The sequence below is a fragment of the Paraburkholderia sp. Clong3 genome (genome assembly GCF_050436485.1).
Classification (GTDB): domain Bacteria; phylum Pseudomonadota; class Gammaproteobacteria; order Burkholderiales; family Burkholderiaceae; genus Paraburkholderia; species Paraburkholderia tuberum.
Window position 1 is genome coordinate 2,522,749 of record NZ_JBNDMH010000002.1, and the last position, 26,674, is coordinate 2,549,422.

Below are 26,674 nucleotides of genomic sequence, written 5' to 3' on the forward strand. Positions count from 1 at the left end.
AGAACAAGACCATGGAATTTTTCCGTTTCCGTAAAGACATTCCGTTCATGCAGCGCGCGTTGATCTTCAACGCGATCTCGCTGATCACCTTCCTCGCCGCCGTGTTCTTCCTCGTGCATCGCGGGCTGCATCTGTCGGTGGAATTCACCGGCGGTACCGTGATCGAGGTGCAGTATCCGGGCGCGGTGCCGCTCGACCCGGTGCGTAACACGCTCGGCAAGCTCGGCTATGCCGACGCGCAGGTGCAGAACTTCGGCTCCTCGCGCGACGTACTGATCCGTCTGCCGCTGAAGACGGGCTACACGTCCGCGCAGCAGAGCGACCAGGTGATGGGCGCGCTGAAGGCCGACACGCCGGAAGTGCAGTTGCAGCGCGTCGAGTTCGTCGGTCCACAGGTCGGCAAGGAGCTCGCCACCGACGGTCTGCTCGCGCTCGCCTGCGTGGTGGCCGGCATCGTGATCTACCTGTCGTTCCGCTTCGAATGGAAGTACGCGATCGCCGGCGTGATCGCCAACCTGCACGACGTCGTCATCATTCTCGGCTTCTTCGCGTTCTTCCAGTGGGAGTTCTCGCTGTCGGTGCTGGCCGCGGTGCTCGCGGTGCTCGGCTATTCGGTCAACGAGTCGGTCGTTATCTTCGACCGGATTCGCGAAACCTTCCGCCGCGAACGCAAGATGACCGTGATCGAAGTGATCAACCACGCAATCACCAGCACGATGTCGCGAACCGTCATCACGCACGGCTGTACGCAGATGATGGTGCTGTCGATGTTCCTGTTCGGCGGCCCGACGCTGCACTACTTCGCGCTCGCGCTGACGGTCGGTATTCTGTTCGGTATCTACTCGTCGGTGTTCGTCGCCGCGGCTCTTGCCATGTGGTTCGGCGTCAAGCGCGAAGACCTGATCAAGGACAAGAAGGAACGCGTCGATCCGGACGATCCGAACGCGGGCGCCCAGGTTTGATGCGCGCGTAACCGCTGAGGATGCGCACAATAAAAAAGGCCGGTTCTGTCGAACCGGCCTTTTGCGTTTACGTACGCCGTCGTTACCGCCTCGTTCCCAGGGCCTGTTCAGGCCCTAGCGGAACCCCAGCTTGCGCCGTGCGCCGATCAGCGCCGCGATGCTCAGCAGCGCGGCAAACATCACGTAGTAGCTCGGCGCTGCCTTCGAACCGGTCGCGCTGATCAGCCACGCGATGATGAACGGCCCGAAGCCGCCGAAGATCGTCACCGCGATGTTATACGCGAGCGACATGCCGGTCGTGCGCGTCTGCACCGGGAATATCTCCGACAGCAGTCCCGGCGTCGCGCCGAAGTAGCCGCTGACGAGAAAACCGAACACGATCTGCCACACGATCAGCGTGCCGAAGCTCGGATGCGCGATCAGGAACGCGAACGCCGGATAGACGAGCACGAACAGCAGCACGGCCGCGCCCAGCATGATGCGTGTGCGTCCATGCAGGTCCGACCAATGCCCGGCCACCGGCGAGAACACCATCTGGATCAGACCCGTCACCGCGATCGCCGAGAACGCGACCGACGGCGCGAGCCCCAGTTGCCGCACGCCATAGGTCGGCATGAACAGCATCAGATACGCGGACACGGTCCCGAGGATCACCACGCCCATCGCGATCACGAGCCGCAGCTTCTGCGTCGCGAACGTATCGCGCAGCGGCGTCTGCGTCGTTTCGGCGGCGAGGAATTCGGGCGTCTCGTCGAGCCTGGTGCGGATGTAGAATGCAACGGGCCCGATCAGCAGACCGAAGAAGAACGGCACGCGCCAGCCCCACGATGCCATCTGTTCCGGCGACAGCTGGCCGGTCAGCAACGCGCCGAAACCGGCCGCGAGCAGCGTCGTCAGACCCTGGCTCGCCATCTGCCAGCTCGCGTAGAAGCCGCGCCGGCCCGGCACGTGCTCGGCGAGAAACGCAGTCGCGCTGCCGAATTCGCCGCCGGCCGAGAAGCCTTGCATCAGCCGCGCGAGCACGAGGATCAGCGGCGCGGCGAGACCGATGCTCTGGTAGGTCGGCAAAATCGCGATGATCAGCGTGCCGCTCATCATCAGCAGGATGGAAAGCGTGAGCGCCCCCTTGCGCCCGGCGCGGTCCGAGTACGCGCCGATCACGATCGCGCCGAGCGGCCGCATGAAGAACGACACGCCGAACGTGCCGAGCGTGAGCAGCAGCGATACGGTCTCGTTGCCGGCCGGAAAAAACAGCTTGGAGATGGTCACGGCGAAAAAGCCGTACACCACGAGATCGAACCATTCGAGTGCGTTGCCGATCGAGGCGGCCACCACCGCGCGCCACGAATTCTGCCGGCTTCCCGCGACGCTTGCTGCTGTCGTTGCATTCATCCAGATCTCCTGTACTGCGCGAAATATTTATCGACACGAACGCATAACGTCCGCCCAGGCCATCCCGGCAACGCGCAGCACCGGCATGACTGCTTGCGCTCTATTTAACTGAAAAAATAAAAGTGATGCGAGCGACAAATGGCCGAGGCGCGCCACCATGGCCGAGGCGTTCGCAACGGGCGACAAAAAACCGCTTCGTCGGTGAACGACCGAAGCGGTTTTCGTATTGCGGCGCAGCGCGGATCGAATCGCAACAGCTGCCGGCGCCCCTACTGCTGCTTGATACCTTCCGACTGGATATGCAGGCGCGTCTGCATGCTGAAGCCGTACTTCGCGCCGAACTCCATGCCGTAATCGGCGCGATTGAATTCGGTGCTCGCCTCGACGCCGCAGACTTCGCGCTTGAGGACCGGGTGTTGCATGCACTTGAACGAATCGATCTTCAGATTCACCGGCTTCGTGATGCCGCGAATCGTCAGCGTGCCGATCACCTCGACGGGCTTGTCGCCGTCGAACTTGATCTCGGTGCCCTTGTAGGTCACGGTCGGATACTTCTCGACGTCGAAGAACTCGGCGGCCCTCAGGTGATCGTCGAGCTTCGGGTTGCCGGTCTGCACCGAAGCGGGATCGACGGTGACGTCGACGGTGCCGGTTTTGGCCGCGCGATCGAGCGTCACCGTTCCCGTGGTCTTCGTGAATTTGCCGCGCCAGATCGACAGACCGCCAAAGTGGTCGGCCTCGAAGCTCGGAAACGTATGCATCGGATCAAGCAGATAGGTATCGGCGGCGAAGGCGCCGAGCGACAGCGACGAAGCCAGCGCGCCAACAGCGATCAATATGGACGTTTTCAATTCGTGCTCCTGTTTTGCGTTGAAAATCGCGGTGCAACCTGCGGTGGGAAAGCGGCCGCGCCCCACGTGGCGCGGCGGACCTCGCGCACGCCGTGCGCGTTACTTGCGCGCGGCGACGATATGAAACTTGATCACTACCTCGTCGGCGACGACCGATGTGTCCTTCCATTCGCCGGTGCCGATGTCGAATTGCGAGCGCTTGATCGGCAGCGCGCCGTCGAAGGTCTGCATCGCGCCCTGCTGGCCGACCGTGACCGGCACCACGACCGTCTCCGACTTGCCCTTGATGGTCAGCTTACCGGTCACCTTGAACTGGCTGCCGCCGGCCGGCGCGATCGCGCTCGACACGAACGTCGCGCTCGGAAAGGTCTTCGCGTCGAACCATTCCTTGCCGCGCACCTGCTCGTTGTAGCTCTCGTCGCCGAGATCGTAGCTGGCGACGTCGATGTCGAGCTGCGCGCTGCCGGCCGTCGGTTTGGCCGGATCGAAGCTGACCTGCGCCGTGAACTTGTTGAACTTGCCTTCGACCGGCACGTTCATCTGCTTCGAGGTAGCCGTCACCGAACTCTTCGCGACGTCGACCTGCGCGAGCGCCGCGCCCGCGGCGCTCAGCGACGCCGCTGCGAACGCGGCCAGCATGTAGCGATAAAACGAACCCTTCATGGTTGTCCTTATTTGAGGAAGGGGATCATGCGCGACAGCAGGCCGTCGCGATCGAGCCATTGATGCTTGAGCGCCGCCGCGGTGTGTAGCGCGACCAGCACGAGCAACGTGTAATTCAACGCGATGTGCAGGTTCTTCAGCACTTCCTTCAGGTGCGGATCGGGCGCGATGATCCGCGGCAGCGGAATCAGCCCGAGGTAGACGACCGGCACGTTCGCCGCCGAGCTATACAGATAGCCGGACACGGGAATCACGATCATCAGCACGTACAGCAACAGATGTGTGACATGCGCGGCGCCACGCTGCCAGGTGGGCATGCGGCGCGGCATCGGCGGCGAGGCGTGGGTCGCGCGCCACAGGATGCGCACGATCGCGAGCGCGAACACGGTCACGCCGATCCATTTGTGCCACGAGAAATAGCGCAGCTTGGTGGGCGTGAAGCCCGGGATGTCGGTCATCACCCAGCCGAGCGCAAAGCCGCAGACGATCAGCAGTGCGATCAGCCAGTGAAACGCGATGGCGGTCCGCGTGTACGACTCCCGGGTACCGAACGATGGATTGAGTGTCATGACAGATCAACGCAGGAGTTAGAAGTTAACGGCGCGCCGCGGCCAGCTATTCCGCGATCACCGCCGCGCATCGGCGCGGCGCGCGCGGCCGATGCGGCGGACGTCATCGCCACAAAAGGCCACCGGGCATGCCACGGGCGCCATGCTACCCCAAGCGCGAAAAGCTGGCTGGAGCGCGTCGGCGGAACGGGCCCGAATTTTGCGCTGCAATGGCCCCAGGGCGCCGCGTCACCGCCCTTGCGTTGAACGATTCGGGGACCGAAAGCCCCGAAGCGACGCCATCTCAGGCCCGGACCAGCGCGCGCGGGGGACGGCGCCACGCCCCGCGCCGCGCGCGGCTCGCGTCGGTCGCGAGGCCGCGTTTGGTACTATTGCTGCTCACCGCCGTCCGACCCCTCGAAACGAGCAGGCCTTGCACGCCGCCACTACGTCGTTAGCCCATCTGCCGCATGGAACATGACAACCTGATCGCGTGCCATGAATGCGATACGCTGTTCCGCAAGCCACGGCTTGTCGGGCGCGTCGCCGCGCGTTGTCCGCGCTGCGGCGCGACGCTCTATCGCGGCGTCTCGCGCAAGCTCGACGCGATCTGCGCACTGACGCTCGCCGCGCTGATCACGTTCGTGATCGCGCAGGGCTTTCCGATCGTCGAACTCGAAACCAACGGCATCACGTCACAGACTACGCTGTTCGGCGCGCTCGTCGCGCTGTGGGGCGAGGACATGGAGATCGTCGCCGTGATGGTGTTCTGCTCGACGATCCTCTTTCCGTTCACCGAACTCGTCGCGCTGCTGTACGTGCTGGTGCCGCTACGCGCCGGCTACGTGCCCGCGCACTTCAATCGCGTGCTGCGCGCGATCCAGTTCGTGCGGCCGTGGGGCATGATCGAAGTGTTCATGCTCGGCGTGCTGATCACGATCGTGAAGATGGTGAGCCTCGCGCGCGTGATTCCCGAGGCGGCGCTGTTCGCGTTCGGCGCGCTGACGCTGATGTTCGCGGTCGTCGTCACATTCGATCCGCGCGTGCTGTGGGATGTCGCCGACGAGATCGACGCGAGCGGCGATCGGCCGTTGCCGTGCACGTCGGCCGACAGCGCGGCGGTCGCGGTCGGCTCGCTCGCCGGTCCGCCGGCGCCGTCCGCGCGCGTCGCGGGCTCGACCAGCGGCAGCGCTGGTGGCACAACCAACAGCACGGCGGACGGCACCCCGCCCGGCTTGCCGCCCACGCCGCGCGAAGGATGAGCCCACGATGAAATACGTCACCGCGAAACGCGCGGGCCTGCTGTCCTGCCATTCGTGCGGGCGCGTCGAACCGCGCATCCGCTCGGTCACGCCGCAGCACTGCGGCCGCTGCGGCGCGCATCTGCACTCGCGCAACCCCGACAGCCTGATGCGCACATGGGCACTGCTGATCGCCGCGGCGCTGCTGTATATCCCGGCGAATCTGCTGCCGGTGATGCATACGTCGTCGCTGCTCGGCTCCGAGGACGACACCATCATGAGCGGCGTCGTCTATTTCTGGACCTCCGGCGACTGGCCGCTCGCGATGATCGTGTTCATCGCCAGCATCCTGGTGCCGATGCTGAAGCTCTCGGTGCTCGTGCTGCTCACCGTCACCGCTCAGCGCCGCTCGCGCTGGCGTCCGCAACAGCGCACGACGCTGTACCGGATGGTCGAGCGGATCGGCCGCTGGTCGATGCTCGACGTGTTCGTCGTCACGCTCACCGTGGCGCTCGTGCGTTTCAAATCGCTGGCCGTGATCACGGCCGGGCCGGGCGCGATCGCGTTCGGCTCGGTCGTGATCCTGACGATGCTGGCCTCCATGCAATTCGATCCACGACTCATCTGGGACCCCGTGGAAAGCCGTACCCCAACACCTCAGGATCTCGACCATGACTAGCCCGCAAGGACCGACGCCCGCTTCCGATGACGCGCCGCGCAACGATTCGAACGGACCCAGACTGCCGCCCCAACTGCCCGACCCCGAGATCGAGCCACGCAGCCGCTGGCTGCCGTCGCTCGTCTGGGTGATTCCGCTGATTGCCGCGCTGATCGGCATCGCGCTCGTGATCAGGTCGGTGACCGAGCGCGGGCCCGTGATCACGATCAGCTTCATCAGCGCGGAAGGGCTCGAGCCAGGCAAGACCAAGGTCAAGTACAAGGACGTCGACGTGGGCGCGGTGAAGACGATCACGCTGTCGCAGGATCTGTCGCACGTGCTCGTGCAGGTGCAGTTGACCAAGGAAGGCGGAAAGTTCGCGGTCAAGGACTCGCGCTTCTGGGTGGTGCGTCCGCGCGTCGGCGCGAGCGGCGTGTCGGGTCTGACCACGCTGCTGTCGGGTTCGTACATCGGCGCCGACGCGGGCCGCTCGACCGAAAGCGAGAGCAACTTCGTCGGCCTCGAAACGCCGCCGCCCATCACCGGCGACCAGAAAGGCCACCAGTACACGCTGCACGGCGATTCGCTCGGCTCGATCGACATCGGCTCGCCGATCTTCTACCGGCGCGTGCAGGTCGGTCAGGTGGTCGGCTTCTCGCTCGACAGGGACGGCACCGGCGTGACGATGCGGGTGTTCGTGTCGGCGCCGTTCGACCAGTACGTCGGCACCAACACGCGCTGGTGGCATGCGAGCGGCGTCGATCTGCGGCTCGATTCGAGCGGCTTCAAGCTGAATACGCAGTCGCTCGCGACAGTGATCGTCGGCGGTCTGTCTTTCCAGTCGCCGCCCGGCCAGAACATGGGCCCGCAGGCGCCGAACAACCAGACCTTCCGCCTCGGCTCGGACGAAGCGGACGCGATGCGCGAACCAGACGGCGTGCCCTTGCGCGTCGTGATGAACTTCAACCAGTCGCTGCGCGGGCTGTCGATCGGCGCGCCGGTCGATTTCCGCGGCATCGTGCTCGGCCAGGTGACCAATATCGGCATCGACTACGATCCGAAGACGCAGAGCTTCACGATGCCGGTCACGATGAACCTGTACCCGGACCGCCTCGGCAAGCGCTTCCGCGAGAGCTCGCCGCAGCCGGGCACGCTCGCCGGCGAGAACCTGCTGCAGGAACTCGTCAGGCACGGCCTGCGCGGCCAGTTGCGCACCGGCAACCTGATCACGAGCCAGCTGTACGTGGCGCTCGATATCTTCCCGAAAGCGCCGCCGGCCAAGGTCGACGTGACGACCGATCCGTTCGAGCTGCCGACCATTCCGAACACGCTCGACGAATTGCAGCTGCAGGTCGCCGACATCGCGAAGAAGCTCGACAAGGTGCCGTTCGACCAGATCGGCGCGAATCTGAACACCGCGCTGAAGAACGCCGACCAGCTGTTCTCGCGTCTCGACAACGAAGTCGTGCCGCAGGCGCGCGACACGCTGACGGCCGCGAAGCAGACCTTCAGTTCGGCCCAGGCAACCTTGCAGCAGGATTCGCCGATGCAGTCCGACGTTCATCAGGCGTTGCAGGAACTGACGCGCACGTTGCAGTCGCTGAACGCGCTGTCGGACTACCTCGAGCGTCATCCCGAATCACTGTTGCGCGGTAAATCAGGAGATAAACCATGATGTTTGCCCGGCTCCCCCGTCCGCCGCGCGCGCTCGTGCGCGGTGCCGTACGCGGCGTCGCGTTCGGCACCGCATTGGCTGCGGCTCTCGCCATCGCGGCGTGCTCGTCGCCGTCGAGCCGTTTCTATACGCTGGGTGGCGCGGATAGCGCAAGCACCGCCGCGCATGGCACCGCGCCGGCCGTCGCGCGCACGAGCGCCGCGCCTGCCTGGCTGATCGAAGTCGCGCCGGTCAACGTGCCGCCGCAGGTGGCGAGAAATCAGCTGGTCGTGCAGACCGGGCCGACTCAGGTGCAGTTGCTCGAACAGGAGCGTTGGGCGTCGCTGCCCGGCGATGAAATCCGCCGCGCGCTGTCGACGAATCTGACGCAGCAGCTCGGCACCATCGATACGTTCGGCACCGCGCACCCCGACGACGCGGCCGTGTACCGGATCGCCATGAACGTGCAGCGCTTCGAGTCGTGGCCCGGCTCGCATGCGTTGATCGATGCGGTGTGGAGCGTGCGGGCCGTGCGCAGCAATGCGGTGATGACCTGTCGCAGCGTGGTCAGCGAGACGGTTGGCGGCGGGTACGACGCGCTCGTCGATGGACATCGGCGCGCGCTCGCGGAAGTGTCGACACAGATCGCGATGGGCGTGCGCGCGATGGCGGCAACGGCCGTCGCTTCCACGAACACGACGGGCCGGCCTTCGTCTTCGGCCAGACCGGCTGCGGCGCCGGCCGTGCCGCCCTGTCCTTCGGCGGGGACGGCCGCGGGAGCCGGCGCCTGACAGGCCCGGCTGGCGCGAGCCCGGTGCCCGCGTGCACACGCGTGTTGATCCGGGCCGCACCCACTTCAGCGCACACCTTCAGCAGACGCGCATCCGCAATGCCTGCTTGCCCCTCCGATTCCGCGCGTCTCTGCACGAAAACACCATGTTCGACTCCATCACACGGTTGATAAAAAAATGGCGCGCGTCGCGCGACGGCGGCCATCAACTCGATGTCCTGCTCGCGATCGCCGACAAGAGCGCACCGTATGCGGAACGCAGCGAGTGGCTGATCGAACTCGCGCACTGGATTCGCCGCGACCGTACGATGCGGCCCGTCACGACGGATACCGACGACACCGCCGCCCCACAGTCCAACCCCACCCATACGCGCATCCGCTACCTGCTGCACGTGCTCGATCGCAACCCCGCGTGGAAGGCGAACGTCGCCGGCATCCTGCGCGCGCTGCTGCGCGAAAGCGATGGCCTCTCGCTGCTGTGCGACGCCGGCATGCCGGTGCATTCGGGCTTCTTCGGCGCGGTGTTCGAACGCCTCGAGGCGTCGCTGATTCCGCCCGCGCCGAACCGCCGCGACCTCACCGCGATCGTCACGCTGATGTTCGGCTCCGAGCCCGACGCCGAATGGATCGACACGCTGCCCACCGATCTGCTGGTGCGTATCCACGCGCTATTCGACTACGCGCCCGACGACGAAGAAGACGGACGCGACAGCACGCCCTTCTCGCTCGACCTGCTGGCCGCGCTGCACAACCTGACCTGCCAGATCAGCTCGACCGGACTGTCGCAAACGGTGCGCAGCCGGCTGGGCGGTGTGGCGCCACCTGGCGATCGCATCGACGACCGCGTCGACCGCGTAATCGACGCACGAACCACCGACGTCAACGGCGTGCGCGTCGCCATGGAAAGCCAACCGTTCTACCGCCTCACCCGCGCGATGCTCGCGGTCGAAGCCGCTCACGACGCGTACGCGGCGGGCGCCCCGCAGGAGCCGCTGCTACGCGAGGTCAACTATCTGCGGCTGCTGCTCGACGAATGCCGCGGCGCAACCGACAACGTGTTCGCGCATCTGTACCGCAACGGCGTGAGTGTCGACATCGTGTTCCAGGTCGAGCGGATGCGCATGCGCATCGAGCGCGCCGAGCATCTGCTCGATGCCTGGATGGCGCAGGACGATCTGCACGCGGCCGCGCGCCTGACCGCCGAACTCGTGCGCGCCAATCACGCGAGCCAGAGCGTCGCGCATCTCGCGCGCAGCAATTCATCGCTGCTCGCGCGCAAGATCGTCGAGTACAGCGCGGACACCGGCGAACACTACATCACGCGCGATCGCGCCGAGTATCTGAAGATGATGCGCATGGCGGCCGGCGGCGGACTCGTGACCGTCGTCACCGTGTGCGTGAAGTTCGCGATCACCGGCGCCCATCTGCACGCGATGCTCGAAGGCGTGCTCGCCGGCATCAACTACGCGGCGAGCTTTCTGCTGATCCACTTCCTGCACTTCTCGCTCGCGACCAAACAGCCCGCGATGACCGCGCCGACGCTCGCGCGCGAACTCGACGGCGTCGGCACGCCGGCCGGCGTCGACAGTTTCGTGAGTTCGGTGACCGCACTGATGCGCACGCAGGCCGCGGCGGTGCTCGGCAACGTGCTGCTGGTGTTTCCCGTCAGTCTGTGCGTGGATCTGCTGTACCACGCGCTGTTCAACACCGACCTCATTTCGGCCGACAAGGCGATCGCGACGCTGCAATCGTTCTCGCTGATCGGGCCGACGCCGTTCTATGCGGCGTTGACGGGCGTGCTGCTGTGGTCGTCCAGCCTGCTCGCGGGCTGGGCGGACAACTGGTTCATCCTGCATCGCGTCGCCGACGCGCTCGCCTACAACCGGCGCCTACGCATGACGCTCGGCGTGGCCGGCGCCGACCGTCTCGCGCGCTTGTGCCGCGCGAACGTCGCGGGCGTGGTCGGCAATATCACGCTCGGCCTGATGCTCGGGCTCGTGCCGGCGATCCTCACCGCCTTCACGTTCAAGTTCGACGTGCGTCACGTGACGCTGTCTGCCGGCTCGATCGGCGTGGCGCTCGGCGTGCTCGGCGAAAGCGCGCTGAAGCTGCCGACTCTGTGGTGGGCGGTGGCGGGCGTCGGCAGCATGGCGATTCTCAATGTCGCGGTGAGTTTTGCGCTGGCGTTCTACATGGCGGTGAAATCGCGCGATTTGCGGCGCAATGCGGTGCGCTCGCTGCGCGGGGCGATCTGGCAGCGGGTCAGGCGGCATCCGCTGGAACTCGTGTGGCCGGCCAAAGCGGGACGCGAGGCGAGATAGCGCGAGGACAGACGACGGGCCGGCGCGCCAATCGCGCCGGCCCGCCGACCCCGACCGCGTACAATAGCGCCTTATCCAACGCCTTGCGGCAACCTCAATGTCCTTCGATTTCTTCCTTCCTTGCCCGCGCGGGCTCGAAGCTCCGCTCGCGGCCGAACTCGCCGAAATTGCCGCCAAACATCTGAACGGCGCCCCCTTCACGGCCGGCGCCCAGGTACCGGGCGGCGTGCATTTTCGCGGCGGCTGGGCCGCCGGTATGGCCGCCAATCTGCACTCGCGTCTCGCGAGCCGCGTGCTGCTGAAAATCGCGGAGCGGCCCTACCGCAGCGAGCAGGACATCTACGCGCTCGCGCTCGAGCAGCGCTGGGAGCAGTGGTTCTCCGCGCACGAGACGCTGCGCGTCGACGTCACCGCGATCAAGTCGCCGCTGCGCAGTCTCGAGTTCACGACGTTGCGCGTGAAGGACGCGATCTGCGATCGTCTGCGCGAAAAAAGCGGCGTGCGGCCGAGCATCGACACCGCGATGCCCGACGTGCGCGTGTTCGCGTTCCTGAGCGCGACCGACTGCACGCTGTACCTCGACACGTCCGGCGATCCGCTATTCAAGCGCGGCTGGCGTCTCGACAAGGGCGCGGCGCCGCTGCGCGAAAACCTCGCGGCTGGCATTTTGCGTCTGACTGGCTGGCAGGCCGGCACGCCGCTCTACGATCCGATGTGCGGCAGCGGCACGTTCCTCGCGGAGGCGGCGCAGCTCGCATTGAACATCGCGCCGGGCGTCGAGCGGCGCTTCGGCTTCGAGAAGCTCAAACAGTTCGACGCGCGGAGCTGGCAAGCGCTGAAGGGCGCCGCGCTCGAAGCGAAAAATGCGGCGCGCGGCTCGCGCGGCGCGGATCTGGAGATTTTCGGCAGCGACATCTCCGGTGACATGCTCGAAAAAGCACGCGCGAACTTCGAGCGCGCCGGCTTGCCGGCCATTTCGCTCAAGCAGCTCGATGCGCGCGACATGACCCCGCCTGGCTCGGCGCCGGGCATCCTCGTCGCGAATCCGCCGTATGGCGAGCGGATCGAAGTGCGCGGCCGCAATGCGCGCGGCGAGCTTCGCGAAGGCCGCGGCAATCGCGACGACGACGGCTTCCGCCGCATTCAGGAAGAAGCGCCGGACAGCGAGTTTTTCCAGTTGCTCGGCAATGCGTTGAAGCAGCGCTTTGCCGGATGGCATGCGTTCATCCTGACGTCGGATCGCAAGCTTCCGGGGCAACTGCGGCTGCGCGAATCGACGAAGACGCCGCTGTTCAACGGTGCGCTCGAATGCCGGCTGTTCCGCTTCGATCTGATCGCGGGCAGCGTGCGGCAGCGTCCGCAAAGCGATACGCCGGCGGCTTGAGGCTGTTTCTAGCAGGCGGCGCGCTGTCGTCGCCCTGTCGTCATCGCGTCGCTCGAAAAGCAGGCCACGCGCATGAGCGATGTGGTCGGCGTGTTTCAGTTGCTGGTGGGGTGAAGCGGTCGCGTCTTCGCACCCTACTGCCACCACGCTGTCAGCAGCACCCCCGCACACTCCTTCTCACGCCATCCGGCGCTTGAACGGCCTACTGCCAACCGAAGGAGAGTGTCATGTCCGCATTGCCCAAACTCGTTGCCTGGTTCGAAATCCCGTCCGTCGATTTCGATCGCGCGGTGCGCTTCTACGAAGCCGCGCTCGACGCCCCGCTGAATCGCCAGGAGATCGGCGGCCAGCCGATCGCCGTGTTCAGCTACGAGGAGCCCGCGACCGGCGGCGCGATCGTCCACAATCCGTCGATGACGCCCGGCGTCGACGGCGTCACCGTCTACCTGAACGCGCTGCCCACCGTCGACGCGGCGCTTGCGCGCATCGAACGGGCGGGCGGCAAGACCGACGGCCCGGTGATCAAGCTGCCGCAGGACATCGGCTATATCGCGTTCTTCACCGATACCGAAGGCAACCGCCTCGGCCTGCATTCGCGCACCAACGGCTAAGCGCGCACCTGAAGCCGCTGCGCCCCGACCGAAGGCCGCCATGCGGCGCTATCATCGCGGGACCGTCGCCTTCCTCCTCTACCCGACGCCCACGATGACGCGCCGCGCCGACCGCCTGTTCCAGATCGCCGAGCTGCTGCGCGGCCGGCGCCTGACCACCGCGCAGCAACTAGCCGACTGGCTGAACATCTCGCCGCGCACGGTCTATCGCGACGTGCGCGATCTGCAATTGTCGGGGGTGCCGATCGAAGGCGAAGCGGGCATCGGTTATCGGCTGTCGCGCTCGGCAAGTCTGCCGCCGCTGACCTTCACCGCCGACGAACTCGCCGCGCTCGCCGCCGGCGCGCGCATGCTCGAATCATGGGGCGGCGCGGGCTTCGCGAGCGGCGCGCGGGGCGCGCTGGCCAAAATCGCATCGGCGATGCCCGCCGACAAGCGCGCGACGCTCGAACGGCTCGCGATCTTCGCGCCGTCGTTTCACATCAAGGGCGATTTTTCGACGCAGCTCGACTCGCTGCATCGCGCGATCGATGCGCGCCAGGTGGTGCGCTTCGCGTACACCGACGCCAACGGCGCCGACACCGAGCGCCGCGTCTGGCCGCTCGCGCTCGCGTACTGGGGCGCGCGCTGGACGCTCGGCGCATGGTGCGAGCTGCGTGCTGATTTCCGCAACTTCGGACTGGAGAAGATGCGCGATCTCGAAGTGCTCGAGACGTATCCCGATCAGGAAGGCAGGCGGCTCGCGGATCTGCTGCGGCACGTAAACGCGAGGCCGAAAATATGAAAAGGATCGCGGCGCGACGCACCGCGATCTCAGGGTCTGTTTACCGCTAACGAGCTACTCGACCGACTTCACCATATCCTCGATCACCTTCTTCGCGTCGCCGAACACCATCATCGTCTTGTCCATGTAGATGCGTTGATGGTCATTGGGTCAAGCTCCCTATGAAAGCCCGCCGCATCAGGCTTACGGCCGGGGTGCCTGGCGATCCAGGCGGTTATCGCAGGTAAAACGCATTCCGGTAGGTCCAGTTACCGGCATTGACCCGACGCGAAATTTTTCGCGTCCGCGAAAAATCACGCGGCCTGCCAAGGGTTCACAAGGGAGACGCCCGTTGCTACGAAATCAGCGACATTTCGCGTCACCACGGTCATACCATGAACGATCGCCGTAGCGGCGATAAGCGCATCACGCTCCGAGCGCCGATCCGGTACATGCAAACGCGCGCAGCGTAAGGCAACGCCCGTATCGACAGGCAGCACGCGATCCGCAAATTCAGTTAAGACGTGCTCATCGAGCCATGCGCGCAGCAACGCGCCTTGGCTCGGGTCGCTGCGCTCCTTCAGCAAAACGCCCGTTGCCAGCTCCATGATCGTGATTGCAGAAACAAAGAGCGCCGAAGCATCGACGCTCTTTGCCCAGGCGACGAGGTTGGCATCCGCCCTGCGCCCCTTACGGAGTTCGGAAACGACATTCGTATCGATAACAAACATCAGAGTTCAGCCGGCCGGATAGATATATCCACGCGCGGCGGATCGAATTCAATGTCAGCAACCTCGGGCATGGCCAAGGCGTCCACGATGTTGCGACGCTGTCTGACGAGAAGCCAGTATTCCTCGATGCTCAGCAAAACATGGGCGGGCCTGCCGCGATCGGTGATGAATACAGGGCCGTCCTTGGTCGCCTTTTTCGCCCGGGTCACGTCCTGATTGAGTTCCCTGCTGGATAAGGTCGTAATCGTCATATTCCCTCCCGCTACCTAACGTAGTAACGTTACTACATGTCAGGAATGTAGACAAGTCACTACGTTGTGAGTTCCGAAAGAGAAATTTTCGCGTCCGCGAAAAATCCGCCGACGGCGGCTCACTTATGCTCGCTCTCCTTATCGAGAGCGAGCAACGCAAGGTGGTCCTCCAGCGATCTCGAAGTGCTCGAGACGTATCCGGATCAGGAAGGCAGGCGGCTCGCGGATCTGCTGCGGCATCTGAACGAGAAGCCGAACAGATGAGAAGGATCGCGGTGACCCACCGCGATCCTGACGCCGATTCACCGCTAGCGATCTAGTCGACCGCCTTCACCATATCCTCGATCACCTTCTTCGCGTCGCCGAACACCATCATCGTCTTGTCCATGTAGAACAGGTCGTTGTCGAGCCCGGCGTAGCCCGCCGCCATCGAGCGCTTGTTGACGATCACGGTGCGCGCCTTGTACGCCTCGATGATCGGCATGCCCGCGATCGGCGACTTCGGATCGTTCTTCGCGGCCGGATTCACCACGTCGTTCGCGCCGAGCACGAGCACCACGTCGACCTGGCCGAACTCACCGTTGATGTCCTCCATCTCGTACACCATGTCGTACGGCACTTCGGCCTCGGCGAGCAGCACGTTCATGTGACCCGGCATCCGCCCGGCCACCGGGTGAATGGCGTACTTCACCTCGATGCCCTTCTCGACCAGCTTGTCGGTCAGCTCCTTCAACGCATGCTGCGCGCGCGCGACGGCCAGCCCGTAGCCCGGCACGATCACGACCGTTTCCGCGTTACCCATCATGAACGACGCGTCATCGGCCGAACCCGATTTCACCGGACGCTGCTCCGCCGCGCCGCCCGCGGCCGCGCCCGGCTCGTTGCCGAAGCCACCGAGGATCACATTGAAGAACGAGCGGTTCATCGCGCGGCACATGATGTACGACAGGATCGCACCCGACGACCCCACCAGCGAGCCGGCGATGATCAGCATCGGATTGTTCAGCGAGAAGCCGATGCCCGCCGCCGCCCAGCCCGAGTACGAGTTCAGCATCGACACGACGACCGGCATGTCCGCTCCGCCGATCGGAATGATGATCAGCACGCCGAGCACGAACGCGATGATCGTCATGATGATGAACGGCAGCCACGACTGCGTGAGGAAGAAGAGGACGCCAAAGCCGAGCATCGCGAGCGCGAGCATCAGGTTGATCAGATGCTGGCCGCCGTAGACCACTGGCGCACCCTGAAACAACCGGAACTTGTACTTGCCCGACAGCTTGCCGAACGCGATCACCGAGCCGCTAAAAGTAATCGCGCCGACGAACGTGCCGATGAACAGTTCGATGCGGTTGCCGTACGGCAGGAAGCCCTCGATCGGCACGTCGGGATCGACGAGGCCGAACGCGGCCGGCTCCGATACCACCCCATATGCGATGCACACGGCCGCGAGACCGATCAGCGAGTGCATCGCCGCGACCAGTTCAGGCATCTTGGTCATCTCGACGCGCGCGGCGACGAACGCGCCGATCGCGCCGCCGATCACGAGCCCGAACAGCAGCAGGCCGAGACCGAGACCGAGATTGGAGCCAAGTGCTTCGGCCTGCCGCGAGATCAGCGCGATGGTCGTCAGAATCGCGATCGCCATGCCGACCATGCCGAAGGTATTGCCGACGCGCGCGGTCTTCGGATTGGACAGCCCCTTGAGCGCCTGGATGAAGCAGACCGACGCGACCAGATACAGCAGCGTGACGACGTTCAGGCTCATTTACGTACCCTCCTTGCCGCCAGCCGGTAGTTTCCTGGGTTCTTTCTTCTTGAACATCTCGAGCATTCGCCGCGTGACGAGGAATCCGCCGAACACGTTGACGGCCGCGAGCGCGACCGCGATCGTGCCGAAGAACTTCCCGGCGCTGCCGACGGTGAGACCCGCCGCGAGCATCGCGCCGACGATCACGATCGCCGAGATCGCATTGGTCACGGCCATCAGCGGCGTATGCAGCGCGGGCGTGACGTTCCAGACCACGTGATAGCCGACGTAGATCGCCAGCACGAAGATGATCAGGTTGATCACCGTGTGATTGATGACTTCCATCTTCGGCTTCCCCTTATGCGTTGCGCGTGACCTGGCCATCGCGAGCCAGCAGCGTGGCCGCGACGATGTCGTCCGCGAGATCGATGTTCAGCGTGCCTTCCTTGGCGATAATCAGCTTCAGGAAGTCGAGCACGTTGCGCGCGTACAGCGACGACGCGTCGGCGGGCACCATCGCGGCGAGATTCGTATAGCCGACGATCTGCACGCCATAGCGCACCACCACCTGGTCCGCCTCGGTCAGCGGACAATTGCCGCCGCGCCGGCCGTCGACTTCGGGGCCGCGGCCGGCCGCGAGGTCGACGAGCACCGAGCCCGGTTTCATCGCCTGCACGGTTTCGACCGACAGCAGCGTCGGCGCGGGGCGGCCTGGAATCAATGCGGTCGAGATCACCACGTCGGCCTGCTTCGCGCGCTCGTGCACGAGCGCCGACTGGCGCGCGAGCCACGACGGCGGCATCGGCCGTGCATAGCCGCCCACGCCTTGCGCGGCCTCGCGCTCCTCGTCGGTCTCGTAGGGCACGTCGAGGAACTTCGCGCCGAGCGACTCGATCTGCTCCTTGACGGCCGGGCGCACGTCGGACGCCTCCAGCACGGCGCCGAGGCGCTTCGCGGTGGCGATCGCCTGCAGGCCAGCCACGCCCGCGCCGAGAATCAGCACGCGCGCGGCCTTCACGGTGCCGGCCGCGGTCATCAGCATCGGCATGAAGCGCGGATAGAGCGTCGCCGCGAGCAGCACCGCCTTGTAGCCGGCGATGTTCGCCTGCGACGACAGCACGTCGAGGCTTTGCGCACGCGTGGTGCGAGGCGCGGCTTCGAGCGCGAACGCGGTGACGCCGGCCGCGGCGAGCTTGCCCGCGTTGTCGGCGTTGAACGGATCGAGCATGCCGACGAGCGTCGCGCCGCGCTTGAGCAGCGGCAGTTCGGAATCGGTGGGGGATTGGACTTTGAGGACGAGATCTGCGCCGAATGCAGTGGCGGCATCGACGATTTCCGCGCCCACGGCCGTATAGGCGTCATCGGGAAAGCTCGCGCCGGCGCCGGCGCCGCTCTGGAGCGTGACCCGGTGGCCTTGCGCCACGTACTTCTTGACCGTCTCGGGCGTCGCGGCAACGCGGGTTTCATGCGCGCGCGTCTCGGCTGGCACTCCGATGTGCATCGTTGTTCCTCCTCGACTTCCTGTTTGACGACAGATCTGCCGACGAGGCTCGCCGGCTTGCACATGCAACGGCTAACGCAGGCCCCACTTTAACCGGAAACCGCCACATCACAAATATCGGGGTCGATGCGAATGCGCGGCAGACCGCCAAACTGTTACGGATCGGTCGCGATCCCACCTCGAACATGCTGCAAACCGGCTGCCAGCGGTCACCAGGCAGCCGGCGCGCATAACCGGTAAAATGCGCACCCATGAAACCGGAAACCTGGCGGCCGCACGTGACCGTCGCGGCGATCGTCGAGCGTGACGGGCGCTTCCTGCTAGTCGAGGAACACACTGCCGCCGGCCTGCGCCTGAACCAGCCCGCCGGCCACCTCGAGGCGGGCGAAACGCTGCTGGAAGCGGTGGTCCGCGAAACGTTCGAGGAAACCGCGCATCCGTTCGCGCCCGAGGCGCTCGTCGGCATGTACATGACCCACTTCGAGCGGCCGGACCGCGCGGGCACCACGTACCTGCGCTTCACCTATTGCGGCGCGGGCGGCGAACCGGACCCGGCGAGTTCGCTCGATCCCGACATCGTCCGCACGCTGTGGATGAGCGCCGATGAGTTGCGCGCCTGCCCCGAGCGGCATCGCACGCCGCTCGTGATGCAGTGCATCGACGATTACCTGGCCGGCCGGCGTTTCCCGCTCGACGTCGTCCATACGCATTCGGTTGCGCCGAAGCAATAAGGCCGTCACGAGCGGCCCCATAGATCCATGCAGTCATGCAGCACCCAGTGAGTACCTTATGAGCAAGCGCAAAGTCGTAGTAGGCATGTCGGGCGGCGTCGATTCGTCGGTCACCGCGTGGCTGCTAAAGGAACAGGGCTACGACGTGGTCGGCCTGTTCATGAAGAACTGGGAAGACGACGACGACAGCGAATACTGCTCGACGCGCCAGGACTGGATCGACGTGGTGTCGGTGGCGGACCTCATCGGCATCGACGTCGAGGCGGTCAACTTCGCGGCCGAGTACAAGGACCGCGTGTTCGCCGAATTCCTGCGCGAATATTCGGCCGGCCGCACGCCGAACCCGGACGTGCTGTGCAACGCCGAGATCAAGTTCAAGGCCTTCCTCGATCACGCGATGTCGCTCGGCGCGGAAACGATCGCGACCGGCCACTACGCGCGCGTGCGCGAGAACGATGGCCGCTTCGAGTTGCTGAAGGCGCTCGACCATACCAAGGACCAGTCGTACTTCCTGCATCGGCTGAACCAGGCGCAGTTGTCGAAAACACTGTTCCCGCTTGGCGAAATTCCCAAGACGAAGGTCCGCGAGATCGCCGCGCAGATCGGCCTGCCGAACGCGAAGAAGAAGGATTCGACCGGCATCTGCTTCATCGGCGAGCGGCCTTTCCGCGACTTCCTGAACCGCTATCTGCCGACCAGGCCGGGCCCGATGAAGACCACCGACGGCAAGATCGTCGGCGAGCACATCGGCCTCGCGTTCTACACGTTCGGCCAGCGCAAGGGCATCGGTCTCGGCGGCAGCAAGGACGGCAGCGGCGAGCCCTGGTTCGCCGCCGGCAAGGATATTCCGACGAATACGCTGTACGTCGCGCAGGGACACGACCATCCGTGGCTGCTGTGCCATACGCTGTCGGCGGGCAACACGAGCTGGGTCGCGGGCGAGCCGCCGGCCGACGGCTTCGCGTGCGGCGCGAAGACGCGCTACCGGCAGGCCGACGCGGCGTGCACGTTCAACGCCCCGGCGGGAGACGGTTCGGGCCAAGGCCTCTTCGAACTGAGCTTCGACGCCGCGCAATGGGCCGTCACGCCGGGCCAATCGGCGGTGCTGTATGACGGCGACGTGTGCCTCGGCGGCGGCATCATCGAACGCGCGATGACCGGGCAACCGGCCGAGCTGCCGCAGGATCAGGCGCCGAAGCAAACCCGCGCGCAGCGTCGCAAGCAGGCGCACAAGCCAAAGCAGCCGCAAGGCCAGGCGCAGGACGAGCCGCAAACCCCGCGGCAACAAGCGGCTCTGCTCGGCGCGCGTTGAGCGATGCATAACGGCGGGCGCGGCGGGTCGTACCATTCCGACAGGTTCGCGCCGTTCACCATGTTTCCCCCGCCTGGCGCATTCACACACACTTCACCTTCGCGTGCGACGCTTGGCTTCCATTCGCAGGCCTTATCTTCGGGCTTCGCCGGTCCGCGTCGCACCGTGACTCGCAACCGCCAGTTTTCCCTCGCGACCGATACCGCCCGCACCCCCGTGCGGACGATGCCGCCGCAATGATCTTCACTGCACTGGAGTCCCCATGTTTTCTCGACGCTATCTGGCCATGTGGTGCGCAATCGCCCTCACCGCGGCATGTGCCGCGCTCGCCGCGACGCATCACCTGTCGTGGTTCTGGATCCTCGTGCCGGCCGCGCTCGTCGCGCTCGGCGTGTTCGACCTGAGCCAACAGCGCCATGCAATCCTGCGCAATTACCCGCTGTGGGGCCACCTGCGTTTCATTTTCGAATCCATCCGCCCGGAAATCCGTCAGTATTTCGTCGAAGACGATACCGACGAGAAGCCGTTCTCGCGCGCGCAACGCAGCATCGTCTATCAGCGCTCGAAGAACGATGTCGACAGCCGCCCATACGGCACGCGGATCGACGTGAAGGCGGTCGCGCACGAATGGATCAGCCACTCGCTCGCGCCGACCACGCTCGACGGTCACGACTTTCGCATCGTCGTCGGCCCCGATCGCGCGCGGCCGTATTCGATGTCGATCTTCAACGTGTCGGCGATGAGCTTCGGCTCGCTATCGGCCAATGCGATCATGGCGCTGAATCTCGGCGCGAAGAAAGGCAACTTCGCGCACGACACCGGCGAAGGCTCGATGTCGAAGTATCACCGCGAACATGGCGGCGACATCATCTGGGAAATCGGGTCCGGTTATTTTGGATGCCGTAACGATGACGGCACCTTCAACGCCGGGAAGTTCGCGAAGCAGGCCGCCGAACCGCAGGTGAAGATGATCGAGGTGAAGCTGTCGCAAGGCGCGAAGCCCGGTCACGGCGGCGTGCTGCCGGGCGCGAAGATCACGCCCGAAATCGCCGAGACGCGCGGCGTGCCGATGGGCCGCGACTGCATCTCGCCAGCGACGCACTCCGAGTTCTCGACGCCGCGCGAGCTGCTCGAATTCGTCGAGCGGCTGCGCACGCTGTCGGGCGGCAAGCCGACCGGCTTCAAGCTGTGCATCGGGCATCCGTGGGAATTCTTCGGTATCGCGAAGGCGATGCTGGAAACGGGCATTCTGCCGGACTTCATCGTCGTGGACGGCGCGGAAGGCGGCACCGGCGCGGCACCGCTCGAATTCACCGATCACGTCGGCGTGCCGTTGCAGGAGGGACTGCTGCTCGTGCACAACACGCTGGTCGGCATCGGTCTGCGGCAACGCATCCGCATCGGCGCGAGCGGCAAGATGATCACCGCGTTCGATATCGCGAAGACGCTCGCGATCGGCGCGGACTGGGTCAACGCGGCGCGCGGCTTCATGTTCGCGGTCGGCTGCATCCAGGCGCAGACCTGCCATACCGGCCGCTGCCCGACCGGCGTCGCGACCCAGGACCCGGTGCGCCAGCGCGCGCTGGTGGTGCCGGACAAGGCCGATCGCGTGTTCAACTTCCACCACAACACGCTGCACGCGTTGCAGGAAATCATCCAGGCCGCCGGGCTCCGGCATCCGGCTGAGTTGCGCGCGCATCACATCGTGCGGCGCGTGTCCTCGCATGAGGTGCGGCTGATGTCGGATCTGCTCAAATATCTCGAACCGAATGACCTACTCAACGGCAACTATCGCTATACGCTGTTCGAGACGTACTGGCCGATCGCGCAAAGCGATTCGTTCTCGCCGAAGGCAGAGCTGGCGGCGAGCTGAACGTGCGCGCGGCCCTTGCCGCGTCGCCCGTCGCCCAAAAACCGCATCGCGGCCCGTCCGACCCCGCAAAACGGGCCGCCCCCCTTCCTTTCCGTTAAAATGTCGGGTTTAGCACTTCGCTCCACGGCCCCCTCGCGCGCTTAGGCGCACGCGGCATGGCCCCATGCCCGAAAGGCACTTCATGCTCACGTTTCAGCAAATCATCCTGACCTTGCAGTCCTACTGGGACAAGCAGGGCTGCGCGTTGCTCCAGCCGATCGACATGGAGGTCGGCGCGGGCACGTCCCACGTCCATACGTTCCTGCGCGCGATCGGCCCCGAGCCGTGGCGCGCCGCCTACGTGCAGCCGTCGCGCCGCCCGAAAGATGGCCGCTACGGCGAGAACCCGAACCGTCTGCAGCACTACTACCAGTATCAGGTGGTGCTCAAGCCCGCGCCGGAAAACATTCTCGACCTGTACCTCGGCTCGCTCGAAGCGCTCGGCTTCGACCTGAAGCAGAACGACGTGCGTTTCGTCGAGGACGACTGGGAAAACCCGACGCTCGGCGCATGGGGGCTGGGCTGGGAAGTGTGGCTGAACGGCATGGAAGTGACGCAGTTCACGTATTTCCAGCAGGTCGGCGGTCTCGACTGCAAGCCGGTGCTCGGCGAAATCACCTACGGTCTCGAGCGCCTCGCGATGTATCTGCAGAAGGTAGAGAACGTCTACGACCTCGTCTGGACCGAGTGGGAAGAACAAGGCCCGAACGGCCCCGAACTGCGCCGCCTGACCTACGGCGACGTGTATCACCAGAACGAGGTCGAGCAGTCCACCTACAACTTCGAGCACGCGAACGTCGATCTGCTGTTCACGTTCTTCAACAGCTACGAAGCGGAAGCGAAGCGCATGATCGATGCACAGATCGCGCTGCCCGCCTATGAGCTCGTGCTGAAGGCCGGCCACACGTTCAACCTGCTCGACGCGCGCGGCGCGATTTCGGTCACGGAACGCGCGGCGTACATCGGCCGGATTCGCGCGCTGTCGCGTCTGGTCGCGCAGGCCTACTACGACTCGCGCGAAAAGCTCGGCTTCCCGATGCTCGGCAATCCGGTGCACGGCGTGCCCGGCCTCACCACCGACGAGCAGGAAGCCGCGATGCCCGCGTGGGCGCCGCCGCTGAAAGTCGAACGCAAGATCGACCAGGACTGACGAGAACTTCAACCAATGACTCAATCTCAACACGCTACCCTGCTCGTCGAGCTGCTGACCGAAGAACTGCCGCCGAAGGCGCTCGCCCGTCTCGGCGACGCTTTCGCCGAAGGTATTGCGCAGCGCCTCGCGGCGCGCGACCTGATCGAAGGCGAGCCGTCGTTCGAACGCTTTGCCACGCCGCGTCGTCTCGCGGTGACGATTCACAACGTGCGCGCGGTCGCGCCGGAAAAACACGTGCGCGAAAAAGTGCTGCCGGTTTCCGTCGCGCTCGATAAAGACGGCCAGCCCACCGCGCCGCTCGCGAAGAAACTCGCCGCGCTCGGCTTCCCCGACTTCACGGTGAACGACCTCGAACGCGCCCAGGACGGTAAAGCCGAAGCGTTCTTCCTGCGCTACGCGGCGCCGGGCGCGACGCTCGCCGACGGCCTGCAAGGCGCGCTCGACGAAACGCTCGCGAAGCTGCCGATCGCAAAGCCGATGACGTATCAGCGCCCGGACGGTTCGAGCGTGCAGTTCGTGCGCCCGGTGCATCGACTGACCACGCTGCACGGCGAAGAGGTCGTGCCGGTCAGCGTGCTCGGCATCGACGCCGACGACACCACGCTCGGCCACCGCTTCCTGTCCGAAGGCTTCGTGCAGATCCAGCATGCGCAGTCGTATGCCGAAACGCTCGAACACAGAGGCCGCGTGATCGCGAGCTTCGCGAAGCGCAAGGAAGCGATCCGCTCGCAACTGCTCGCGCAAGCCGGTGACGACAAGGTCGTGATGCCCGAAGCGCTGCTCGACGAAGTGACGTCGCTGGTCGAATGGCCGGTCGTCTATGAGTGCCGCTTCGAGGACGAATTCCTGCAAGTGCCGCAGGAATGCCTGATCCTGACGATGCAGACGAACCAGAAGTACTTCGCGCTGACCGATGCGAACGGCAAGCTGCGCTCGCGCTTCCTGATCGTGTCGAACATCGAGACGGCGACGCCGGTCGAGATCGTCGAAGGCAATGAGCGCGTGGTGCGACCGCGTCTCGCCGATGCGAAGTTCTTCTTCACGCAAGACAAGAAGAAGCCGCTCGCGGATCGCGTGCCACTGCTCGCGAACGTCGTTTATCACAACAAGCTCGGCTCGGCGCTGCAACGGGTGGAGCGGCTCGAAGGGCTGGCCGGCGCGATCGCCGCACTGACCGGCGCCAACGTCGCGCTCGCGACGCGCGCCGCGCGCCTCGCGAAAGCCGACCTGATCACCGACATGGTCGGCGAATTCCCCGAGCTGCAAGGCACGATGGGCACGTACTACGCGCGCCACGACGGCGAGCCGGAAGAAGTCGCGCTCGCATGCTCGGAACACTACCAGCCGCGCTTCTCGGGCGACGCCTTGCCCACCACCGCGACCGGCACCGTCGTCGCGCTCGCCGACAAGCTCGAAACGCTGGTCGGCATCTGGGGCATCGGCCTGCAGCCCACCGGCGAGAAAGACCCGTTCGCGCTGCGCCGTCATGCGCTCGGCGTGCTGCGCATTCTGGTCGAGAAGCAGCTGAACGTCGACTTCGTCGAGCTGCTGCGCATCGCTTATGCGCAATTCGCCGGCGTGCCGAACGTCGCCGATTCGACCGACGCGATCTACGAATTCAGCATGGACCGCCTGCGCGGCCTGCTGCGCGAACGCGGCTACGCGGCCGGCGAAATCGACGCGGTGCTCGCGCTGAACCCGACGCGGCTCGACGACCTCGTCGCGCGCCTCGACGCGGTGCGCGAGTTCGCGTCACTCGCCGAAGCGGCGTCGCTCGCGGCGGCCAACAAGCGTATCTCGAACATCCTGAAGAAGTCGGAAGGCGTGACGAACGGCAGCGTGCAGCCCAGCTTGCTCACCGAGGCAGCGGAGAAGGCGCTCAACGCGCAGCTCGAACAGGTCACGCCGCGCGTGCAATCGCAACTGGCCGTGCGCGACTACACCGGCGCGCTGACGGCGCTGGCCGCGCTGCGCGAACCGGTGGACACGTTCTTCAACGACGTGATGGTCAACGCCGAAGACCCCGCGTTGCGCGCGAACCGTCTGGCTCTGCTCGGCGCGCTGCATCAGCAGATGAACTGCGTCGCCGACATTTCCCGACTCGCCGCCTGAGCACCGCGCCATGCCGATCAAGAAAGTGGTGATCCTCGACCGCGACGGTGTGATCAACGTCGACTCCGACGCGTTCATCAAGTCGCCGGACGAATGGGCCCCGCTGCCCGGCTCGCTGGAAGCGATCGCACGCCTGAACCAGGCCGGCTATCGCGTCGCAATCGCGACGAACCAGTCGGGCATCGGCCGCGGTCTGTTCGACATGGATGCGTTGAACGCGATGCATCTGAAGATGCACCGGATGGCGGCAGCGGTCGGCGCGCGCATCGAAGCGGTGTTCTTCTGTCCGCACACGGCGGAAGATCAATGCGAATGCCGCAAGCCGAAGCCCGGCATGCTGAAGATGATCACCGAGCGATTCGAGGTCGATCCGGCGCATACGCCGACAGTCGGCGATTCTCTGCGCGATCTGCAGGCGGGCGCTGCGCTCGGTCACCCGGTGCATCTGGTGCTGACCGGCAAGGGCCGCAAGACCCTCGCCGCAGGCGGCTTGCCCGAAGGCACGATCGTGCACGATGACCTGCGCGCGTTCGCGCTCGACTTTCTCGCCGACGCTCAGGAATAAACGCGCGCACCGCGCTCCCACCCCCCACCGACCACGCCGATGCGCTTTATCCGTTCCCTGCTGCTGCTGATTTATTTCGTTGTGTTCACGGTGCCGTACGCGACCGCGTGCTTCATCGCGTTTCCGTTCCTGCGCGCGGAAAACCGCTACTGGATGGCGGCCGGCTGGTGTCGTCTGACGCTGTGGACGGTGCGCTACCTGAACGGCATCCGCTACCGCATCGAAGGTTTCGAGAATCTGCCCAACGGCCCGGCCGTGCTGCTGTCGAAGCATCAGTCGGCGTGGGAAACGCTCGCGTTTCCGGCGCTCATGCCGCGCCCGCTGTGCTACGTGTTCAAGCGCGAGCTCTTGTATGTGCCGTTCTTCGGCTGGGCGCTCGGCATGCTGAAGATGGTTCACATCAACCGCAAGGAAGGCAAATACGCGTTCAAATCGGTCACGAACCAGGGCAAGGCCCGCATGGCCGAAGGCGCATGGGTCATCATGTTTCCGGAAGGCACGCGCACGCCGACCGGCAAGCAGGGCAAGTACAAGACCGGCGGCGCGCGCTTCGCGATCGCGAGCGGTGCCCCCGTCGTGCCGATCGCGCACAACGCGGGCCGCGTGTGGCCGCGCAACTCGTTTCTTAAATATCCGGGTATAGTCACGGTGTCGATTGGCAAGCCGATCGACACGACGGGGCTCACGCCCGACGAAGTGAACACGCGCGTCGAACAGTGGATCGAAGCCGAAATGCGCCGCATCGATCCGACTGCCTACAGCGCGGCGGCTAACGATTCCGCCGCCGCGCCCATCTGACGCGCCACGCCCTCGAACTC

General features: G+C 65.3%; 25 protein-coding genes and 1 pseudogene. 17 read left to right on the forward strand and 9 right to left on the reverse strand.

What is annotated here, in order from left to right; all coding sequences use genetic code 11:
• Positions 1 to 11 precede the first annotated feature (11 nt).
• The gene (gene secF, locus OKW30_RS15795) at positions 12 to 962 is read left to right on the forward strand and encodes a protein translocase subunit SecF (protein ID WP_184034530.1); all 951 of its coding nucleotides are present in this window, start codon (positions 12 to 14) and stop codon (positions 960 to 962) included.
• 114 nt (positions 963 to 1,076) lie between these two features.
• On the opposite strand, the gene OKW30_RS15800 is transcribed toward secF, so the two are convergent.
• The 4 genes from OKW30_RS15800 to OKW30_RS15815 form a co-directional block, all read right to left on the reverse strand.
• The gene (locus OKW30_RS15800) at positions 1,077 to 2,354 is read right to left on the reverse strand and encodes an MFS transporter (RefSeq protein WP_187618935.1); all 1,278 of its coding nucleotides are present in this window, start codon (positions 2,352 to 2,354) and stop codon (positions 1,077 to 1,079) included.
• A 269-nt stretch (positions 2,355 to 2,623) separates the two neighbouring features.
• Positions 2,624 to 3,193 (reverse strand): YceI family protein, encoded by a 570-nt coding sequence (locus OKW30_RS15805; protein WP_184034536.1) that lies wholly within the window; start codon positions 3,191 to 3,193, stop codon positions 2,624 to 2,626.
• Positions 3,194 to 3,304: 111 nt separating this feature from the next.
• A complete protein-coding gene (locus OKW30_RS15810; protein ID WP_184067231.1) occupies positions 3,305 to 3,868 on the reverse strand; it encodes a YceI family protein in 564 nt (187 codons plus the stop codon).
• An 8-nt stretch (positions 3,869 to 3,876) separates the two neighbouring features.
• Positions 3,877 to 4,437: a cytochrome b gene (locus tag OKW30_RS15815; RefSeq protein WP_187611133.1), complete on the reverse strand. Its 561-nt coding sequence runs from the start codon at positions 4,435 to 4,437 to the stop codon at positions 3,877 to 3,879.
• 449 nt (positions 4,438 to 4,886) lie between these two features.
• Between OKW30_RS15815 and OKW30_RS15820 the strand changes: the two genes are divergently transcribed.
• The 8 genes from OKW30_RS15820 to OKW30_RS15855 all read left to right on the forward strand — a co-directional run bounded on the left by OKW30_RS15820 (position 4,887) and on the right by OKW30_RS15855 (position 13,859).
• Positions 4,887 to 5,678, forward strand: coding sequence for a paraquat-inducible protein A (locus tag OKW30_RS15820; RefSeq protein ID WP_429347072.1), 792 nt, complete (start codon positions 4,887 to 4,889; stop codon positions 5,676 to 5,678).
• Between the two features lie 7 nt (positions 5,679 to 5,685).
• Positions 5,686 to 6,336 carry a paraquat-inducible protein A gene (locus OKW30_RS15825; RefSeq protein ID WP_184034548.1) on the forward strand — a complete coding sequence of 217 codons (651 nt, stop codon included), beginning with the start codon at positions 5,686 to 5,688 and terminating at the stop codon, positions 6,334 to 6,336.
• Positions 6,329 to 7,990, forward strand: a complete 1,662-nt coding sequence (locus tag OKW30_RS15830; protein ID WP_184067222.1) for an intermembrane transport protein PqiB — start codon at positions 6,329 to 6,331, stop codon at positions 7,988 to 7,990. The genes OKW30_RS15825 and OKW30_RS15830 overlap by 8 nt, the downstream gene beginning before the upstream one ends.
• Positions 7,987 to 8,760, forward strand: coding sequence for a PqiC family protein (locus tag OKW30_RS15835; protein WP_429347073.1), 774 nt, complete (start codon positions 7,987 to 7,989; stop codon positions 8,758 to 8,760). Before OKW30_RS15830 ends, OKW30_RS15835 begins: the two co-directional genes overlap by 4 nt.
• A 145-nt stretch (positions 8,761 to 8,905) precedes the next feature.
• Entirely contained in the window at positions 8,906 to 11,080 is a 2,175-nt protein-coding gene (locus OKW30_RS15840; RefSeq protein ID WP_429347074.1) for a site-specific recombinase, read from the forward strand.
• 97 nt (positions 11,081 to 11,177) lie between these two features.
• Positions 11,178 to 12,464, forward strand: a complete 1,287-nt coding sequence (locus tag OKW30_RS15845; RefSeq protein WP_187627291.1) for a THUMP domain-containing class I SAM-dependent RNA methyltransferase — start codon at positions 11,178 to 11,180, stop codon at positions 12,462 to 12,464.
• A 227-nt stretch (positions 12,465 to 12,691) separates the two neighbouring features.
• Positions 12,692 to 13,075 (forward strand): VOC family protein, encoded by a 384-nt coding sequence (locus OKW30_RS15850; protein ID WP_184034560.1) that lies wholly within the window; start codon positions 12,692 to 12,694, stop codon positions 13,073 to 13,075.
• A 40-nt stretch (positions 13,076 to 13,115) separates the two neighbouring features.
• Positions 13,116 to 13,859, forward strand: coding sequence for a helix-turn-helix transcriptional regulator (locus tag OKW30_RS15855; RefSeq protein WP_184067209.1), 744 nt, complete (start codon positions 13,116 to 13,118; stop codon positions 13,857 to 13,859).
• Between the two features lie 293 nt (positions 13,860 to 14,152).
• Here OKW30_RS15855 and OKW30_RS15860 read toward each other — a convergent pair whose 3' ends face one another.
• Both OKW30_RS15860 and OKW30_RS15865 read right to left on the reverse strand, forming a co-directional pair.
• Positions 14,153 to 14,572 (reverse strand): type II toxin-antitoxin system VapC family toxin, encoded by a 420-nt coding sequence (locus OKW30_RS15860; protein WP_184003177.1) that lies wholly within the window; start codon positions 14,570 to 14,572, stop codon positions 14,153 to 14,155.
• A complete protein-coding gene (locus OKW30_RS15865) occupies positions 14,569 to 14,820 on the reverse strand; it encodes a type II toxin-antitoxin system prevent-host-death family antitoxin (RefSeq protein ID WP_429347075.1) in 252 nt (83 codons plus the stop codon). The genes OKW30_RS15860 and OKW30_RS15865 overlap by 4 nt, the downstream gene beginning before the upstream one ends.
• 174 nt (positions 14,821 to 14,994) lie before the next feature.
• On the opposite strand from OKW30_RS15865, the pseudogene OKW30_RS15870 reads away from it, so the two are divergent.
• A pseudogene (locus OKW30_RS15870) lies at positions 14,995 to 15,084 on the forward strand (DNA-binding transcriptional regulator); the annotation flags it as partial.
• Positions 15,085 to 15,136: 52 nt separating this feature from the next.
• Here the strand turns inward: OKW30_RS15870 and OKW30_RS15875 are convergent.
• Genes OKW30_RS15875 through OKW30_RS15885 form a run of 3 tightly spaced genes read right to left on the reverse strand, consistent with a single transcriptional unit; the run spans position 15,137 to position 18,071 of the window.
• Positions 15,137 to 16,588, reverse strand: coding sequence for an NAD(P)(+) transhydrogenase (Re/Si-specific) subunit beta (locus OKW30_RS15875; RefSeq protein WP_429347076.1), 1,452 nt, complete (start codon positions 16,586 to 16,588; stop codon positions 15,137 to 15,139).
• Positions 16,589 to 16,915, reverse strand: coding sequence for an NAD(P) transhydrogenase subunit alpha (locus OKW30_RS15880; protein WP_018419437.1), 327 nt, complete (start codon positions 16,913 to 16,915; stop codon positions 16,589 to 16,591). It lies immediately after the preceding gene.
• Positions 16,916 to 16,928: 13 nt separating this feature from the next.
• Positions 16,929 to 18,071 carry a Re/Si-specific NAD(P)(+) transhydrogenase subunit alpha gene (locus OKW30_RS15885; RefSeq protein WP_184067200.1) on the reverse strand — a complete coding sequence of 381 codons (1,143 nt, stop codon included), beginning with the start codon at positions 18,069 to 18,071 and terminating at the stop codon, positions 16,929 to 16,931.
• Positions 18,072 to 18,322: 251 nt separating this feature from the next.
• Between OKW30_RS15885 and OKW30_RS15890 the strand changes: the two genes are divergently transcribed.
• The 7 genes from OKW30_RS15890 (at position 18,323) to OKW30_RS15920 (ending at position 26,654) form a co-directional block, all read left to right on the forward strand.
• Positions 18,323 to 18,802 (forward strand): NUDIX hydrolase, encoded by a 480-nt coding sequence (locus OKW30_RS15890; RefSeq protein WP_184034572.1) that lies wholly within the window; start codon positions 18,323 to 18,325, stop codon positions 18,800 to 18,802.
• A 58-nt stretch (positions 18,803 to 18,860) separates the two neighbouring features.
• Positions 18,861 to 20,114, forward strand: a complete 1,254-nt coding sequence (gene mnmA, locus OKW30_RS15895) for a tRNA 2-thiouridine(34) synthase MnmA (protein ID WP_429347077.1) — start codon at positions 18,861 to 18,863, stop codon at positions 20,112 to 20,114.
• A gap of 262 nt (positions 20,115 to 20,376) precedes the next feature.
• Positions 20,377 to 21,987: an FMN-binding glutamate synthase family protein gene (locus OKW30_RS15900; RefSeq protein ID WP_184067191.1), complete on the forward strand. Its 1,611-nt coding sequence runs from the start codon at positions 20,377 to 20,379 to the stop codon at positions 21,985 to 21,987.
• A gap of 181 nt (positions 21,988 to 22,168) precedes the next feature.
• Positions 22,169 to 23,176 (forward strand): glycine--tRNA ligase subunit alpha, encoded by a 1,008-nt coding sequence (gene glyQ, locus OKW30_RS15905; RefSeq protein ID WP_008921090.1) that lies wholly within the window; start codon positions 22,169 to 22,171, stop codon positions 23,174 to 23,176.
• 15 nt (positions 23,177 to 23,191) lie between these two features.
• Positions 23,192 to 25,291 (forward strand): glycine--tRNA ligase subunit beta, encoded by a 2,100-nt coding sequence (gene glyS, locus OKW30_RS15910; RefSeq protein ID WP_429347078.1) that lies wholly within the window; start codon positions 23,192 to 23,194, stop codon positions 25,289 to 25,291.
• Positions 25,292 to 25,301: 10 nt separating this feature from the next.
• The gene (gene gmhB / locus OKW30_RS15915; RefSeq protein ID WP_429347079.1) at positions 25,302 to 25,856 is read left to right on the forward strand and encodes a D-glycero-beta-D-manno-heptose 1,7-bisphosphate 7-phosphatase; all 555 of its coding nucleotides are present in this window, start codon (positions 25,302 to 25,304) and stop codon (positions 25,854 to 25,856) included.
• A 39-nt stretch (positions 25,857 to 25,895) separates the two neighbouring features.
• Positions 25,896 to 26,654 (forward strand): lysophospholipid acyltransferase family protein, encoded by a 759-nt coding sequence (locus OKW30_RS15920; RefSeq protein ID WP_184067186.1) that lies wholly within the window; start codon positions 25,896 to 25,898, stop codon positions 26,652 to 26,654.
• The last annotated feature ends 20 nt before the right edge of the window (positions 26,655 to 26,674 follow it).

Excerpts from the sequence above, each read along its gene's own strand:
- OKW30_RS15900 (WP_184067191.1), top strand. The coding sequence starts at position 20,377 with ATGTTTTCTCGACGCTATCTGGCCATGTGGTGCGCAATCGCCCTCACC.
- OKW30_RS15920 (WP_184067186.1), top strand. The coding sequence starts at position 25,896 with ATGCGCTTTATCCGTTCCCTGCTGCTGCTGATTTATTTCGTTGTGTTC.
- OKW30_RS15865 (WP_429347075.1), bottom strand. The coding sequence starts at position 14,820 with ATGACGATTACGACCTTATCCAGCAGGGAACTCAATCAGGACGTGACC.
- glyS (WP_429347078.1), top strand. The coding sequence starts at position 23,192 with ATGACTCAATCTCAACACGCTACCCTGCTCGTCGAGCTGCTGACCGAA.
- OKW30_RS15810 (WP_184067231.1), bottom strand. The coding sequence starts at position 3,868 with ATGAAGGGTTCGTTTTATCGCTACATGCTGGCCGCGTTCGCAGCGGCG.
- OKW30_RS15815 (WP_187611133.1), bottom strand. The coding sequence starts at position 4,437 with ATGACACTCAATCCATCGTTCGGTACCCGGGAGTCGTACACGCGGACC.
- OKW30_RS15880 (WP_018419437.1), bottom strand. The coding sequence starts at position 16,915 with ATGGAAGTCATCAATCACACGGTGATCAACCTGATCATCTTCGTGCTG.
- OKW30_RS15840 (WP_429347074.1), top strand. The coding sequence starts at position 8,906 with ATGTTCGACTCCATCACACGGTTGATAAAAAAATGGCGCGCGTCGCGC.
- OKW30_RS15835 (WP_429347073.1), top strand. The coding sequence starts at position 7,987 with ATGATGTTTGCCCGGCTCCCCCGTCCGCCGCGCGCGCTCGTGCGCGGT.
- gmhB (WP_429347079.1), top strand. The coding sequence starts at position 25,302 with ATGCCGATCAAGAAAGTGGTGATCCTCGACCGCGACGGTGTGATCAAC.
- OKW30_RS15825 (WP_184034548.1), top strand. The coding sequence starts at position 5,686 with ATGAAATACGTCACCGCGAAACGCGCGGGCCTGCTGTCCTGCCATTCG.
- OKW30_RS15875 (WP_429347076.1), bottom strand. The coding sequence starts at position 16,588 with ATGAGCCTGAACGTCGTCACGCTGCTGTATCTGGTCGCGTCGGTCTGC.
- mnmA (WP_429347077.1), top strand. The coding sequence starts at position 18,861 with ATGAGCAAGCGCAAAGTCGTAGTAGGCATGTCGGGCGGCGTCGATTCG.
- OKW30_RS15830 (WP_184067222.1), top strand. The coding sequence starts at position 6,329 with ATGACTAGCCCGCAAGGACCGACGCCCGCTTCCGATGACGCGCCGCGC.
- OKW30_RS15885 (WP_184067200.1), bottom strand. The coding sequence starts at position 18,071 with ATGCACATCGGAGTGCCAGCCGAGACGCGCGCGCATGAAACCCGCGTT.
- OKW30_RS15800 (WP_187618935.1), bottom strand. The coding sequence starts at position 2,354 with ATGAATGCAACGACAGCAGCAAGCGTCGCGGGAAGCCGGCAGAATTCG.
- OKW30_RS15850 (WP_184034560.1), top strand. The coding sequence starts at position 12,692 with ATGTCCGCATTGCCCAAACTCGTTGCCTGGTTCGAAATCCCGTCCGTC.
- glyQ (WP_008921090.1), top strand. The coding sequence starts at position 22,169 with ATGCTCACGTTTCAGCAAATCATCCTGACCTTGCAGTCCTACTGGGAC.
- OKW30_RS15845 (WP_187627291.1), top strand. The coding sequence starts at position 11,178 with ATGTCCTTCGATTTCTTCCTTCCTTGCCCGCGCGGGCTCGAAGCTCCG.
- OKW30_RS15820 (WP_429347072.1), top strand. The coding sequence starts at position 4,887 with ATGGAACATGACAACCTGATCGCGTGCCATGAATGCGATACGCTGTTC.
- OKW30_RS15890 (WP_184034572.1), top strand. The coding sequence starts at position 18,323 with ATGAAACCGGAAACCTGGCGGCCGCACGTGACCGTCGCGGCGATCGTC.
- secF (WP_184034530.1), top strand. The coding sequence starts at position 12 with ATGGAATTTTTCCGTTTCCGTAAAGACATTCCGTTCATGCAGCGCGCG.
- OKW30_RS15855 (WP_184067209.1), top strand. The coding sequence starts at position 13,116 with ATGCGGCGCTATCATCGCGGGACCGTCGCCTTCCTCCTCTACCCGACG.